Here is a 15,365-nt window from a genome sequence, read left to right as displayed (position 1 = left end):
CTATTAAATGGAGGATTGATTATGGAAAACTTAGTTGAAATTTTAAATAAGGTTTTATCAGAAGAGATAATAGTCTATAAAGAATTGCTAGAAGTAATAGAGAAGAAAACAGACATATTGGTTAAAGGTGACATTAAAGAATTAGATAAAATCACATCAGAAGAACATAATATTATAAATAAATTAGGCAAATTTGAGAACCTTAGAGAGAAGGTTATATTTAATATTGGACATAGAAGAGGTATAAAGGAAACTTTAGATGTGACTAGTCTGTTAGAAATAGTCAATGAGGATGAGAGAGAAGAAATATCCCGATTAAAAGATGATATAGTAGAGGTGCTATCTAATATAAAAGATAGGAATGATTTGAACTCCTCTTTAATTAAGGATTCCTTAGACTATATATCCTTAAATCTTAATTTATTAACTCAAAACGATACTGAGTTAACCTATGGCAGTGATAAGAAGAAGTCTCAGTCACCAAAAAGTTTATTTAATAAAAAGGCTTAGCATATGGAGGTAAATAAATGAATTCTACATTTGGAGGTTTATCTACAGCAATTTCAGGATTATACTCAAACAAAAAAGCACTAGATACTGTATCACATAATATAGCTAATGCAGATAATCCTACATATATAAGGCAGGATGTAGTACAAAGTTCGAGATCATATTATACAATACCTGGAGTTCCTGGTCAGATAGGGTCAGGAGTAAGTATTCAAGAAATAAGACAAATAAGAGATGAGTTTTTAGATATTAGATTTAGAGATCAATCTAATATTAAAGGGTATTGGGAAGCCAGAAATGATGTTTTCTATCAGGTACAAGAAATATTAAACGAAATGACTGGTACAGGACTACAGAAGGTAATGGATCAATTGTGGAATGGATTTGAAGAATTATCTAAAGATCCCAGCAACCTTACTATTAGAGGACTAGTAAAGGAAAGGGTCATAGCCTTCACAGAGACTGTTAATCATATGAGCGATCAGATAGATTTACTGCAAATAAATTTAAATGAGAATATATATAACTCTGTACAAGAAGTAAATAATATATCTAAAGAGATAGCTAATTTAAATAGAGTTATAATGGAATCTGAAAGTGATGATAGATTAGCAAACGATATGAGAGATAAAAGAAATGGACTATTAGATAGATTATCTAATCTTGTAAATATAAAGACGGTAGAAAAAAGTAATTCTTGTGTGGATGTTTATGTAGGTGGAGTAGAACTAGTTAGTAATAATAACTATAGAGAAATGGAGCCAAAAAATATTAATAGTTCTTTTTATGATGTATATTGGAAGGACATGCCTGGTCCTGTCGAGGTAGAGATGAAAAGTGGATATATTTTAGGCTTAGTTAAAGCAAGAGGAGACGTACAAAATACAATATTAGGCAAGAATAATGGAGCAGTTGATCCAAAGGTAGATGTTAAAGTGATAGATAAGCAGATATCTCCTGGAAATCCTGCAATTAATGATATATTGTTAGACTATGAAAGTAACTTAGACAATAGAAATATTACCCATAATGTAAACAATACTAGCCCTGATATATCTGATATTAATAAGCTAATAGACTATGTAAGCAATGAAACTTGGGAAAGTGGTGCTCACAAGAAAATAGTTATAGCAACAGATAATTCCATAGTAGTAACTCAAGATAATCTCAATAAACTGAAAGAATTAGGAGTTTCAATAAGTATTATTTCTGACCAATCTGATGGATGGAGTGATATTGCAGTAGCTACTGGAGGTACTTTATTCTCGTCTTCTGATAGCAATCTAACAGTAGAGGATGTGGTTCAAGAGACCACTGATTCTATGGCAAGAGAAATGGGCTATATAGATGATTATACAGAAATTATACCGTCTATTAAACAGAAATTAAATGCATTTGTTAATACTTTTACTAGAAATATAAATTACATACATGAAAAAGGTAAGACTCTATCAGGAGATCCTGGGGAAGCTATATTTAAAGCTATAAATCCTTCAATTGGACTTCAAGCAGGAAATATTGCTTTAAATCCAAAATTAAATACTTTAAATAATTTTGCAGTGTCCCAAGATGGAGATAATGGAGACGGTATTATTGGTGAAGAGATAGCTGAATTAAGAGATAAGTATATATTTGGTAATTTAACTTCAGATAATTTTTATAGAAGTATAATATCTGAGATAGGTGTAGCAGCTAATGAATCAATGGTCGTTGAAGATACTCAAAATGTTATTATACAAAATATAGTTAATGAGAAGAGTGCCATCTCATCTGTATCTATGGATGAAGAAATGACAAATATGCTAAAATTTCAACACTCATATACAGCTAATAGTAGAGTAGTAAATGCTATTGATGAAATGATTGAAAATATAGTAAACAAGATGGGAAGAGTAGGTAATTAATATGAGGAAGGGAATGATTATATGAGCGGTTGGGTAGGGTTTAATACTGCTGTTTCAGGACTATTAGCCAGTCAAAAGAACCTATATACTACAAATCATAATATAGGTAATTCTGCTACTGAAGGGTATAGTAGACAAAAAAACACTCAGGAATCTAGGAGTCCATTAAGTATTCCAGGAGTAGGGTTTTTAGGTGCTGGAACAGATATAACTGATATAAATAGAGTGAGAGATTCTTATTTAGATTTTAAGTTATGGGGAGAAAATGGTCCTAAGGCAGGATGGAACATTAAAGAAGAAACTCTTACGGAAGTGGAGAATATTTTTAATGAACCTAGTGAGAATAGTATAAGAAAAAATTTGGATGAATTTTTTACTGCATTAGAATCTTTATCAACTAATCCCTCTGATTATTCCTATAGAGCTTTAGTACAAGAAAAAGCAGTTGCAGTTACAAAATATTTTAATACTACTTCAGAGAAACTTTATGGGACACAGAAAGAGCTAAATTTTCAAGTGTATACAAAGGTTAAGCAAGTAAATGATCTCTCCTCGAGGATAAGGGGACTTAATGAAGAAATATATAAGATTGAGATAAATGGGAGTAAAGCTAATGATCTTAGAGATAAAAGGGATTTATTAGTGGATGATTTATCAGAAATTGTTAATATAAATGCAACAGAAGTAAACGGGAAATTTAAAGTGCATATAGGAGGTATGACATTAGTTGATCATACTTCTAATAATCAGTTTAAGTATCCTCCTAATTTCAAAGAGAATCCGCATAATCCTAAGGAAAAATTATACTTAGTGGAATGGGAAAATGGAAATCCGGTAAATTTAAAAAGTGGTGAATTGAAAGGTTTATTAGAAACAAGGGATGAAAATGGAGCTGGAAATACCTACCGAGGGGTTCCATATTATATGGATAGATTAAATGACTTTGCTGAAAAATTTGTCCTTAGAATGAATGAGATACATTCTAAAGGATATACACTAGATGGTGAAAGTGGAGTGTTTATGTTTACTATAGATGGTAGACCCACATCTGACTTTACAGATTTGAATAGTTTAGTAGGTGAAGTTACTGCATTTAATATATCTCTATCTAAAGATATATTAGGAGATTTGGATAAGATAGCAGCTTCTGATATAGAAGTAGATGTTACTGATGGAGACCCAAATAATGATTTGTTAGAAAATAACAATATAATAAAAGAATTAATAGCTGCTCGAGATAATAATACTTTCTTTGATGATACTATACCCCAAGGAACTCCAGATGATTTTCTAAAATCCATATTATCTTCCTTAGCAGTTGATGGACAACAGGCTCAAAGAATGAATAAAAACCAATCAGTAATAGTAGATAATATTAAGCTTAGAAGAGAATCAGAATCAGGAGTATCTATAGATGAAGAAATGTCTAATATGGTTAAATTTCAACATTCATATAATGCTTCTGCTAGAATGATAAGTACTATAGATGCCATATATGATGTAACAATAAATAGGTTAGGATTAGTAGGAAGATAACATAGGGGGAATAAACATTATGAGAGTTACTAATAATATGTTGATTATGAATATGATGAATAATATGAATAATAACCTTGGTAAAATGGATAAAGTTCAACAAAAAATGGCCTCAGGGAAAAAGTTTCAGATGCCTTCTGATGACCCTATTGGTGTATCAAAGAGTTTAAAGTTTAATACGGATTTATCTAGAATAGAACAATATAAGAGAAATGTAGATGACGCTACTTCTTGGTTAGAGATAACAGAAACAGCTGTAGGAGAAGTTGGAGATATATTACAAAGGGTACGAGAGCTTACAGTTCAAGCAGCCAATGGGACTAATGCTCCAGATGATCGTACAAAGATTTCTTCAGAGATAGAACAATTAAAAAAACAAGTAATAAAGGTATCTAACACTAAATATGCAGGAAGATCTATATTCACAGGATATAAAACTGATAAAAATTTATTAGATGAAAATGGAAACTATATAATTGACTTAAGTTCCACCGAAAAAAGCACTTATAATGTAGGGCCAGCAGATGATATAGAAGTAAATATAGTAGGGAACGAATTGTTTGGATTAGATACAGGTAATTATGGCGATGATGTCAGTACCACTCAAAAGTCTAAAATTATTGATGTGTTTGATGAGCTACTTAGTGGACTAAATACAGATGATGATACAAAAATAAATGATACTCTTGTTGCTATTGATGATACTATGGATAATGTGTTATCTGTTAGAGCAAATATTGGAGCAAAGGTTAATAGGTTAGATTTAAATAAAAATAGGTTAGATGACCAAACATTAACAGTTACTAAATTATTATCTAACAATGAAGATGTTGATATGGCAGAAACAATCATGGAATTAAAGGTTCAAGAAAATGTATATCGTGCGTCTTTATCTGCTGGAGCTAGAGTTATTCAACCTACATTAATAGACTTCTTAAGGTAGGTGATCAAATGAGTATAAAGATAAGTACACAAACTGCACAAATCGGGATAAATACTCATAATGCTAAATTAGATATATCACAACCTAAAGGAGAACTATCTATAAAACAGATTCCACCTAAGGTTAAAATAAAACAAGAACATGCCAAAGTAATAATAGACCAGTATCAGTGCTTCGCTGAAGCTGGTCTTAAAAATAATACAGACTTATCAAAGGATATATTAGAATTTGCAAAAAAAAGAACAGCAGAGGCAATACAGAGGATCTGTTCAGATGGAGATAGAATGGCGATGATAGAAAAGTCTATGCCCGAAGCTGTTTCAGAGTTGAGTAAGAAGAATAGTATTGAGGAAAAGGAATTTGGATTTACTATGATACCTAAATCTAGGCCTAAAATAGATTTTAAAGGTGGCATTTCAATTGACTGGGAATTAGGAAAAGCTGAGATTGACTATAAAGTGTCTAAACCAAATGTGGATTATACTCCAGGTAAAGTAGAAATATACATGGAAAAATGGGCAAAGATAAATATTAATTATGTGGATGAAAAAATATAGATTTTATAATTATATTTTAGGAGTTTTCTAGATAAGAGTATTAACTATATGGTGTCATCCTGAACTAAGTGAAGGATCTTTTCTTTTGCAGTCTTATAACATATCAAGTTATAAAAACAAACAATACTCATAGAAAGCAGGTGCAATAAATGATAATAAATACTAAGAATTTTGGAAATATAGAAGTATTAGAAGAGTCAATAATACAATTTTCTGAGGGAATACCAGGGTTTCAAGAACAAAAAAGGTTTGTAATAATTGAAAATGAAGATGAGGAAAATCCCTTTCAATGGTTACAAGCAATAGACACTCCAGAATTAGCCTTTGTAATAATAAATCCTTTTATATTTAAAAAAGACTATGATTTTAATATTCCAGAATCAGTAGTAGAAAAGCTTAATATAAATTCTCCACATGATATAGCTATATACACAATAGTAGTAGTACCGGAGGACATAAAGAAAATGACAGCCAACCTATCAGGACCAGTCATCATCAATGCAAAGGAAAAACTAGCTAAACAAATAATATTAGATGATAAAAGATATAATACTAAATATCCAATATTCCAAGACAAAGGTCAGGAGGAATAGAATATGCTTATATTATCGAGAAAAAAAGAAGAAAGTATCATCATAGGAGATAATATTGAGATAGTAGTAACTGATATAGAAGATGGGAAAGTGAAATTAGGAATAAAAGCTCCTAAAAATATAGATATACATAGAAAAGAAGTATATAAAGAGATTCAAAATGAAAACAAAGAAGCAGCTAATAATAAACAGATAGATATTAACTCCTTAAAGGGATTGTTTTATTAACTATACCATTACTACACTTAATAAAATGAATAATTGTAAAGAAGTTGAAATCGTGATAAGCTAATCAAAGATTTACAATTATGTATATTATTGAATAAATATGTAGAAAATGTTATGAAGCAAATGAAAAACAGGGGGATTAAATATGTCTATTGAAAAATTATTCAAGATGGACAAACCTTTTAATCCTATAGAAATTCTGAATAAAGATGAGGTATGGAAGATTTTAATAGTAAGTGATGAAGAAAAACTTCATAAAATATCATCGATAGTGTTTACTGACTTCAGATTTCATGGAAAAAAGGTTGAGTTTATTAATGCATACTCATTTGATACAGGGGTAAAAGAGATCACTAATAATAGTGATATAGCAGTAGTAATAATAGACATAATGATAGGAAATGACATCTTAGGCTTAGAATTAGTAAAGTACATAAGAAAGTATCTAAACAATAAGTACACTAGAATAATATTACAATCAAGTAAATCAGAAGAATTAAGAAAAAAAGATATAATATTGAATTACGATATTAATGATTATAAAGGAAAAGAGGAGTTAACATCATTAAACTTATTCACTGGTATAGTTACAGCATTAAGAGGGTATAAGGATATCACAATTATAGAAGAAAATAGGAAACTTTTAAAGAAAATAATGGAGATATCTAATAAATTATATTCTTTAGGAAGTGAAGAAGAATTTGTTTCTACACTATTATTTGATATTATATCGGTATTAGATATGGCTGATAATAATAAAGAAAACTGCTCAAGAGGGTTTATTGTAGGAAAGAAGAAATATCAAAATGATTTTAAAATAGTAGAATCTACACATGATTATAAACATTTTTTAGATAAAGATATACAGTCATTATCTGATTCAAAGATATTAAAATATATCAATATAGTAGCTGAACAACAGTATAGTTTATTTAAAGAAAATGTATTTGTTCTATATCTAGATAATCAAAATGAAAAAAAACATATTATATATATAGATACAGAAGTAGATATATCTATTTTTGATAGGGAATTAGTAAGATTATTTTATAATAATGTAGTAATGGCATTTGAAAATCTAAATTTATATAACGAAATTGAGGATACACAAAGGGAGATTATATATACTTTAGGTGAAGTAGCGGAAGCTAGATCTGAGAGTGAAATAGGTAATCATGTTAAAAGAGTAGCCATGTACTCGGAAATATTAGCACAAAAATTTGGATTATCTAGAGAAGAAGTAAAAATTGTTAAAATGGCTTCACCCATACATGATGTAGGTAAGATAGCTATTCCAGATGATATATTATTAAAACCAGGAAAATTAACTATAAGTGAATTTGAGTATATGAAAAAACATGCAAAATTAGGATATGAAATGCTCAAAAATTCCAAGAGGGAAGTATTAAAAGCAGCAGCAATAATAGCCCATCAGCATCATGAAAAATATGATGGGACAGGGTATCCCCAAGGATTAAGGGGAGAAAAAATACATATATATGGTAGAATAACAGGAATAGCGGACGTATTTGATGCCCTACTAAGTAGGAGAGTTTATAAAAACCCGTGGAAAGTAGAAAATGTAATAGACTTAATGAAAAAAGAAAAAGGCAAACATTTTGATCCTATATTAGTAGATATATTACTAGAGAATATAGATGAAATGTTAGAGATATATGAAATCTATGGAGATTAAAAGGGAACTGGAAACAGTTTCTTTTTTTTACTGTCATCCTGAGCGTAGTCGAAGGATCTTATCTTTTAAAGTCAATGTGCCATTCTAAATGTATTAGAGAATCTAAATTTGTCACTCTGAGCCTGTCGAAGAGTTTTATCTTTTATCTTCTATAAAAAAATATAGAAACTTTTTAAAACTTTTTTATAAAAACACTAAAGTCCTACAAAATACTGCCGATAATATATATGAAAGACAAAATAAATCATTATTCTACATAACGGCCGAATGTATTATATTGATTTATCAAATAAAAAGCCCCAGGCAAGGATGCCGAATGGGTAAAATTCAAGGAGGAATATAAAATGAGAATTAATAATAACTTAATGGCTATGAACAGTCACAGACAATTAGGAATCAATCAAAATTCAACATCAAAATCTTTAGAAAAATTATCTTCAGGATTAAGAATTAACAGAGCTGGAGATGACGCAGCAGGATTATCTATCTCAGAAAAAATGAGAGGACAAATCAGAGGACTTAACCAAGCATCTAGAAATGCTCAAGATGGTATATCTCTTATCCAAACTGCTGAAGGTGCATTAAATGAGTCTCATGCAATACTTCAAAGAATGAGAGAACTTGCAGTACAATCTTCAAATGATACTAATGTAACTGCTGATAGAACTGCTTTAGCTGAAGAAGTAAATGCATTAAAAGAAGAATTAACTAGAATAGGTGAAAAAACACAATTTAATAAGCAAAACTTATTAACAGGTAGTTTATCTGGAGCTGTAATTCATATAGGAGCTAATGCTGATGAGAGTGTTTCTATATCTATAGCTGATATGACTGCTACTGGATTATCAGTGGATGCTACAACTGTATCTACTCAAACTGATGCAAATACTGCAATAACTACAATAGATACAGCTATTGAAACATTATCTGAAGAACGTTCTGGATTAGGTGCTCTTCAAAATAGACTTGAGCATACGATTAAGAACCTTGATAATGCATCTGAGAACTTACAAGCTTCTGAGTCAAGAATCAGAGACGTTGATATGGCTAAAGAGATGATGAATTTCACTAAGAATAATATTCTTAACCAAGCTGCTCAAGCAATGCTTGCTCAAGCTAATCAACAACCACAAGGAGTACTTCAATTATTAAGATAATTAAATAATTGATATAATATTATTGAAATAAGGCTGGCCTATAGGTCAGCCTTATTTTAATCAAGGAGGAAAAATCAATGGATGATAATATTGTAAATGAATCATTATATTCCCTTGATAAGTATCTAGATAGACTTATACCAGGGATAGAAGAAATAATAAAATGTTTTTCTGAAGATAAAGAAGGAGAAGCATTAAAATTATTAATAGAAGCTATTGAAGGAATAAATTGGTGTATAAAAGTTGTAATACTTACAAAGCCAACTTTAGAGACATATGATATAGAAGTTGATGAAAAGAAGATAAAAGACCTTTTATTAGAATTTGAAAATGCATTAAAAAATGAAGATTATGTATATGTAAATGATTTATTAGAATATGAAATGTTAGATCTATTTACTTATTGGAAAAAAGGAATATCAAATGTTAGTTTTACTGTAAACTAAGGAGAATGATATGTTATTAGAGAATATAGCTATTTTGGAAAAGAAGTATCCTAAAATATTTAAATTAATGAATACAGATAAATGCTATGATAAAAACTATAGACTTTTACAGACAAAAACAGAATTTAATACATTGAAGATAAATGATTTTGAATTAGAACTTTATATTCATAGTAAATATAATCCGTTAAAAGAATCAGAACGGTTTGTGGAAAGTAATTATAAAGGAAATAAGAAGAATTATATTCTGATAGGATTCGGTCTAGGTTATCATATAGAAAAATTCTTAGATAAGATAGATAATCAAAAATTATATGTTTTTGAATTTAATAAGAAAGTCTTTTATAAAGCATTAATGAATAAAAGTTTATCATCTATACTGTGTGACGAAAGAATAGAGTTGATTATAAGTAATGATATAAATGATTATATAGATGAATTGAAAAAAATACTTAATGATGAAGAAGATTTTGAAATAGTATTTCATACCCAATCTATGAAAGTAATGCCTCAGAAGTATAAAGAAATAAAATATCTTCTTGAAGAGTATAGAATGAAAAAGAAAAATATTAATATTGAAGATTTATTAGTTGAAAATTTTAAATCAAATGTTAATAATATAGATGAATCGGTAGATGTATTTTTTAATAAATTTAATAATATTCCTGCATTTTTAGTATCAGCAGGACCATCACTAGATAAAAATATTGATAAACTTAAGAATATAGGAGTTAAAGGATTAATCTTATGCGTAGGAAGAGCATTAAAAGCACTATTAAATAACAATATAACACCTAATGCAATAATAGTCACTGATCCTCAAGATATAGTGTTTGAGCAGATAAGAGGTTTAGATATAGATATACCTTTAATAATTCTATCTACTTGTAACATGCAAGTAGCTTTGAATTATAAAGGGAAAAAATATGTAGCATTTCAAAATGGATTTAACCTTGCAGAAAAATTTTCTGAAGAAAAAGGATATAAAACTGTTGAAACAGGCGGTTCTGTAGCTACTACTGGATTAGATATACTTATTAGAATGGGATGTAATCCAATTGTGTTTGTTGGACAAGATTTAGCCTTTAGTGAAGAAAAAACTCATTCTGAACAAGCAAATCACAAGAAAATAACTAATCAGAATAGATTAAGAAAAGTATTAGATATCAATGGTAATGAAATATACACATCTAAGAATCTATATATATATTTAAGATGGTTTGAAAACAGAATAAAAGAAGAAAATAATATTTCTTTCATAGACTCTACAGAGGGAGGAGCTCTTATTGATGGAACAAAAATATTGACCCTAAATAAGTCTATAGAAAAGTTTTGTACAGAAGATAATAATGAGAAAATAAATTTGCTATGGGGAGATTATTATGAATAGAGATCATGATGTATATATCAAAAACATAGAAGAGATAAATAAAAGATATTATAATATTTTAGAAGATATAAATAAAAAAGAAAATGATATTACTGTAGAAGTTATTGAAGCAAGAAACGACCAAAAATCATTTGTTATTTATAAAGAAGATAGTAGACTTCATTTACATAGTAGGTTTAACCCACAAAGAGAAGCCGAGAGATGGATATCGGACTTGGAGGTTAGAAAAGATAGAATTTATATAGTATATGGAATTGGTATGATATATCATATCAAAGAGCTGATAAATAAAATGGATGATTCTACAAAATTATTATTAATTGAGCCCAGTCTATCAATATTTAATCAAATAATTAAAAATATAGATATTACTGATATTATACAAAATAAAAATATTGAAATTATGATAGGAGAAGATAATGATATCTTAAAGAGCTTCCTTTTTAATAACATATTTTGGGATAATTGGCATTTAATTGAATATTATGCCTTCTCTAACTATAAGAAGTTTTTTGGTAATACAGAGAAAGATATACGCAAGATAGTTGAGGAACATATATATATAAGTAAAATAGATAGAAATACAGTGCTTAGATTTGATAGGGACTGGCAAAAGAATTTACTTAAAAATATGAATTTTGCTACACAAAGTTACTATATAAATCAATTAGAGAAATCGTTTTTAGGTAGACCTATAGTGATAGTTTCAGCGGGACCTTCACTGAATAAAAATGTAGACTTATTAAAAGATATAAAAGAAAAAGCTATAATTATTTGTGTAGATACTGCTCTTAAAGTATTGTTAAGTAAAGATATTAGACCAGATTTTGTTGTTACAGCTGATGGTGGAGAATTAACTTTAGGGCTTTTTGATAATTTAGAATTTGATGATATCCCTTTAATTTATATGGCTACTGCTCATCCTAAGATATTAAAAAGACATAATGGTAGGAAAATATTAGCAGATAACATAAGTGGATATATTAAAGAATTATTTAAAGAGTTTAATAAAGAAGTAGGCTCTATAAATTCAGGGGGTTCAGTAGCTTGTGTTGCTTTTAATATTGCTAAAAAAATTGGATCTGACCCTATTATATTTATTGGACAGGACTTAGCCTATACAAACAATAAAACTCATGCAGAAGGAACTAGATATGTAAAAGATTCTAATTCAATAAAAAATAAGTATTTAGAAGTAGAGAGTATAAGTGGAGATAAAATACTAACAGGCCATGATTTGTTTAGCTTTCTTAAGTGGTTTGAAAATGAAATAGAAAATGATAAAAGTAATCGTAAGTATATAGATGCCACAGAAGGTGGAGCAAAAATAAAAGGCACTGAAATAATTAGTTTTAAAGATACTATTGATAAGTATTGTAGGGAAGATATAGATGTTTCTAAAACAATTGATGAGGCTTTAAAAGATGATGTAAAGTTTAATAATCATGAACTAAATTTATTAATCAAAAAATTACAGGATATGTTTGAAAACTTGGAGACAATTAATGATAAATCTCAAGCTGGGATAAAAATATGTAATAAAATAATAAATTTATATGAAACTGATAAGATAGAAAATACTAATATAGAACCTAAATTACATAGATTAAATGATATAGACAGATATATAAAAGAAAAAAGAGAAGAATTTGATATGATAAATCATGTGATAAAACCTATAGTGTACAGGGTTTTTCTGGAAAATACTATTGAAGATAGCAACAAAGATGATATTTCTATTATGAAAAGGTCATTAATTTTTTATAAGTCATTATCAGAAGCAGCAGAGTTTACTTTGCCTATTTTAAAAGAAACTATAAACGAATTAATAGGACAGAAAGAGAATAATTCTATATAAAATTAAAGAAATTATATTTTTAGTCGATATTATATATAGAAAAAGAAACTTTATATTAGAGGCGGTGATTTCATGAGTGATATGTTAAGGATAACAGGGATGGCATCAGGAATGGATACGGAAGCTATGATAGAAAAATTAATGAAGGTTGAGAGAACTAGGGTAGATAAGGTAGAGCAACAAAAGACTTATACAGAATGGAAAATGGAAGCTTACAGAGAAATAGGAAATTTACTTAGAGGATTTCAAGATGAATACTTTAATGTTGTTAAGCCTTCAACAAATTTCAGATCAACATCTGCTTTTTCTGCTTTTGAATCTAGTATAAAAATGAATGGAATAGATACAGATGCTATAAGTATAAACCCTTCAGGAAGTGCAAATCCTGGAAACTATACCATTAGCAATATTTCATTAGCAAAAAAGGCTATCTGGAGTACTGATAATACTAAAAGCTTATCTAATATGGTAGGAACAAGCTTAAATATGGCTAATTTAAAACAAGGAAAAAGCTTTAACATTAATCTAGATGGTGTAGAGAAAACTATAACTCTTGATAAAGACTACGCAGCTTTAACTACTAATGATTTAATATCAGACTTACAGACTAAACTAGACTCAGCTTTTGGAGCTGGAAACATTGCATTATCAGATAATGGAGGAAACATTCAAATTGACTCTGTAGGACATAATTTACAAATAAAAAATGCTCCTCATACATACGTATCAAGTTTAGGGTTTAAGAATAATCAATCCAACTCTATTCTAGGAGCTGAAATTGACTTTACAAATCCAGTGACCTTTGCAGGAAACATTAAGGTGGATATTAATGGAACAGAGACTGAAGTGGCAATTAATATTAATGCTACTGATATTACACAATTTACTTCTCAACTTCAAAGTAATATTGATACTGCATTGGGAGCAGGCAATATTAAAGTTAGTAATGACGGAGATAAAGTAAAGTTAATATCCTATGACACTTCTGATAAAGTAACATTCAAAAGCGGAGCAACGGATGATGTTATAAGCAAATTGGGGATTTCTAATGGAGCTAAGATTACAAAACTAGAAGGTATACCTAATATAGATATATCTGAAATAGGAAAAGAATTCAATATCAATATAGATGGTACGGATTATCATATAGATTTAGTTAGTGATTTTACTGATGTTTCTAGTTTAGTAACGGAAATAAATTCTCAATTAACCCATGGAACAATAAATGCAAGTGTGCTAGACGGTAAATTAACATTTATAGGAACTAATGGAGAAGAAATAAAAATTTCTAATAGTACTGAAGGTATAGTAGATGATTTGGGATTTATAGATGGTCAAAAAAATACTATAAATTTAAATGACCAACTTAAAGATGCAAAATTCGCTGAAGGCATTACGTTTGTTGGAAATGAGATATCATTTACTATAAATAATGAGAGCTTTACATTTAATGATACTAACACTGTAAAAGATGTTATAGATACTGTGAACTCTAGTAATGCCGGGGTTAATCTAACTTTTAATAGTGTAACTGATGAGTTTCAACTAGAATCAAAGCAAACCGGCTTAATGAATGATATAACTATTAGTGATGATTCTGGAAATTTTTTAACTGGAGCTTTAGGATTAGTACAAGACCAAAGTGCTCAAGATGCTAATTTTACCTTTAATGGAGTAACTACCAGTAGAAGTTCTAATGAATTTACTATAGATGGAGTAGCGTATACATTAAAAGCTGAAGAAGTAGGGGAAATTAATATTTCTATAAATTCAAATCCAGATGATACTTTAGATAAAATAAAGGAATTTGTAGAAAAATATAACGAAGTTATTAGTAAGATAAACGGGGAGTTAGGTGAAAAGAAACATAGAGATTATAAACCACTAACAGACGAACAAAAGAAAGAAATGAGTGAGAAAGATATTGAGCTTTGGGATGAAAAAGCTAAAAGTGGTCTATTAAGAAGTGATTCTATATTGCAAAAGATAACCGATGAAATGAGAAGATCATTATATGATAAGGTAGAGGGAGTAGACATCAGTCTTTATGATATTGGTATAAAAACCAGTTCAAACTATCTAGATAAAGGAAAATTGGTTATAAATGAAACGAAATTGAGACAAGCTCTTACTGATAAACCCGGAGATGTAATAGCATTATTTACTAAAGACTCTACTGTCGACTATGAAGATTCTGTAAATAGAAGTGATAGGTATAGAACTGAAGGATTATCAGAGCGATTAAATGATATTCTAAAAGATAATATCAGAATTACTAGAGATGCTAATGGAAGAAAGGGTATATTATTAGAAAAAGCTGGTATAGAAGGCGATGTTACTGAATTCAAGAACATAATGAATGAAAAGATAAATGATTATGAAGATAGAATATATAATTTACTTGATGATTTAGCATCTAAAGAAAATTATTATTATACTATGTTTGCACGAATGGAGAAGGCTATTTCTCAAATGAGTGCACAATCTTCATGGTTAATGCAACAAACAGGTGGTGGAATGTAATCTTTTAATATAAGTAATTAAATA

At 29.0% G+C, this 15,365-nt stretch carries 13 protein-coding genes; all 13 read left to right on the top strand.

Features of this window, described 5'->3' with window-relative positions:
• Positions 1-21: 21 nt before the first annotated feature.
• The 13 genes from GOQ27_RS06730 (at position 22) to fliD (ending at position 15,341) form a co-directional block, all read left to right on the top strand.
• Positions 22-510, top strand: a complete 489-nt coding sequence (locus GOQ27_RS06730; protein ID WP_203366069.1) for a flagellar protein FlgN — start codon at positions 22-24, stop codon at positions 508-510.
• A 17-nt stretch (positions 511-527) separates the two neighbouring features.
• Positions 528-2,414, top strand: coding sequence for a flagellar hook-associated protein FlgK (flgK, locus tag GOQ27_RS06725; RefSeq protein ID WP_203366068.1), 1,887 nt, complete (start codon positions 528-530; stop codon positions 2,412-2,414).
• 21 nt (positions 2,415-2,435) lie between these two features.
• Positions 2,436-3,950 carry a flagellar hook-associated protein FlgK gene (gene flgK / locus GOQ27_RS06720; protein WP_203366067.1) on the top strand — a complete coding sequence of 505 codons (1,515 nt, stop codon included), beginning with the start codon at positions 2,436-2,438 and terminating at the stop codon, positions 3,948-3,950.
• Between the two features lie 19 nt (positions 3,951-3,969).
• Positions 3,970-4,893, top strand: coding sequence for a flagellar hook-associated protein FlgL (gene flgL, locus GOQ27_RS06715; protein ID WP_203366066.1), 924 nt, complete (start codon positions 3,970-3,972; stop codon positions 4,891-4,893).
• A gap of 8 nt (positions 4,894-4,901) precedes the next feature.
• Positions 4,902-5,450, top strand: a complete 549-nt coding sequence (locus GOQ27_RS06710; protein WP_203366065.1) for a DUF6470 family protein — start codon at positions 4,902-4,904, stop codon at positions 5,448-5,450.
• Between the two features lie 149 nt (positions 5,451-5,599).
• Positions 5,600-6,043 carry a flagellar assembly protein FliW gene (gene fliW, locus GOQ27_RS06705; RefSeq protein ID WP_203366064.1) on the top strand — a complete coding sequence of 148 codons (444 nt, stop codon included), beginning with the start codon at positions 5,600-5,602 and terminating at the stop codon, positions 6,041-6,043.
• Between the two features lie 3 nt (positions 6,044-6,046).
• Complete coding sequence (csrA, locus tag GOQ27_RS06700; protein ID WP_203366063.1) at positions 6,047-6,271, top strand: carbon storage regulator CsrA; 225 nt, start codon at positions 6,047-6,049, stop codon at positions 6,269-6,271.
• 145 nt (positions 6,272-6,416) lie between these two features.
• Positions 6,417-7,967, top strand: a complete 1,551-nt coding sequence (locus GOQ27_RS06695; protein WP_203366062.1) for a DUF3369 domain-containing protein — start codon at positions 6,417-6,419, stop codon at positions 7,965-7,967.
• 344 nt (positions 7,968-8,311) lie between these two features.
• Positions 8,312-9,124, top strand: a complete 813-nt coding sequence (locus tag GOQ27_RS06690) for a flagellin N-terminal helical domain-containing protein (protein ID WP_203366061.1) — start codon at positions 8,312-8,314, stop codon at positions 9,122-9,124.
• 77 nt (positions 9,125-9,201) lie between these two features.
• Complete coding sequence (locus tag GOQ27_RS06685; RefSeq protein WP_203366060.1) at positions 9,202-9,570, top strand: DUF8042 domain-containing protein; 369 nt, start codon at positions 9,202-9,204, stop codon at positions 9,568-9,570.
• Between the two features lie 10 nt (positions 9,571-9,580).
• On the top strand, positions 9,581-10,960 hold the full coding sequence (locus GOQ27_RS06680) for a motility associated factor glycosyltransferase family protein (RefSeq protein WP_203366059.1): 1,380 nt from the start codon (positions 9,581-9,583) through the stop codon (positions 10,958-10,960).
• Positions 10,953-12,818, top strand: a complete 1,866-nt coding sequence (locus GOQ27_RS06675; protein ID WP_203366058.1) for a motility associated factor glycosyltransferase family protein — start codon at positions 10,953-10,955, stop codon at positions 12,816-12,818. The genes GOQ27_RS06680 and GOQ27_RS06675 overlap by 8 nt, the downstream gene beginning before the upstream one ends.
• Positions 12,819-12,890: 72 nt before the next feature.
• The gene (gene fliD, locus GOQ27_RS06670; protein ID WP_203366057.1) at positions 12,891-15,341 is read left to right on the top strand and encodes a flagellar filament capping protein FliD; all 2,451 of its coding nucleotides are present in this window, start codon (positions 12,891-12,893) and stop codon (positions 15,339-15,341) included.
• The last annotated feature ends 24 nt before the right edge of the window (positions 15,342-15,365 follow it).

The sequence above is a fragment of the Anaeromonas frigoriresistens genome, from assembly GCF_016820655.1.
GTDB classification, from domain to species: domain Bacteria; phylum Bacillota; class Clostridia; order Tissierellales; family SIT17; genus Anaeromonas; species Anaeromonas frigoriresistens.
This window is presented reverse-complemented; position numbering and strand designations above follow the sequence as displayed.

Coding starts and splice junctions, on each gene's coding strand:
- flgK (WP_203366068.1), top strand. CDS start 528: ATGAATTCTACATTTGGAGGTTTATCTACAGCAATTTCAGGATTATAC.
- flgK (WP_203366067.1), top strand. CDS start 2,436: ATGAGCGGTTGGGTAGGGTTTAATACTGCTGTTTCAGGACTATTAGCC.
- fliW (WP_203366064.1), top strand. CDS start 5,600: ATGATAATAAATACTAAGAATTTTGGAAATATAGAAGTATTAGAAGAG.
- flgL (WP_203366066.1), top strand. CDS start 3,970: ATGAGAGTTACTAATAATATGTTGATTATGAATATGATGAATAATATG.
- GOQ27_RS06730 (WP_203366069.1), top strand. CDS start 22: ATGGAAAACTTAGTTGAAATTTTAAATAAGGTTTTATCAGAAGAGATA.
- GOQ27_RS06680 (WP_203366059.1), top strand. CDS start 9,581: ATGTTATTAGAGAATATAGCTATTTTGGAAAAGAAGTATCCTAAAATA.
- GOQ27_RS06695 (WP_203366062.1), top strand. CDS start 6,417: ATGTCTATTGAAAAATTATTCAAGATGGACAAACCTTTTAATCCTATA.
- fliD (WP_203366057.1), top strand. CDS start 12,891: ATGAGTGATATGTTAAGGATAACAGGGATGGCATCAGGAATGGATACG.
- GOQ27_RS06690 (WP_203366061.1), top strand. CDS start 8,312: ATGAGAATTAATAATAACTTAATGGCTATGAACAGTCACAGACAATTA.
- GOQ27_RS06675 (WP_203366058.1), top strand. CDS start 10,953: ATGAATAGAGATCATGATGTATATATCAAAAACATAGAAGAGATAAAT.
- csrA (WP_203366063.1), top strand. CDS start 6,047: ATGCTTATATTATCGAGAAAAAAAGAAGAAAGTATCATCATAGGAGAT.
- GOQ27_RS06710 (WP_203366065.1), top strand. CDS start 4,902: ATGAGTATAAAGATAAGTACACAAACTGCACAAATCGGGATAAATACT.
- GOQ27_RS06685 (WP_203366060.1), top strand. CDS start 9,202: ATGGATGATAATATTGTAAATGAATCATTATATTCCCTTGATAAGTAT.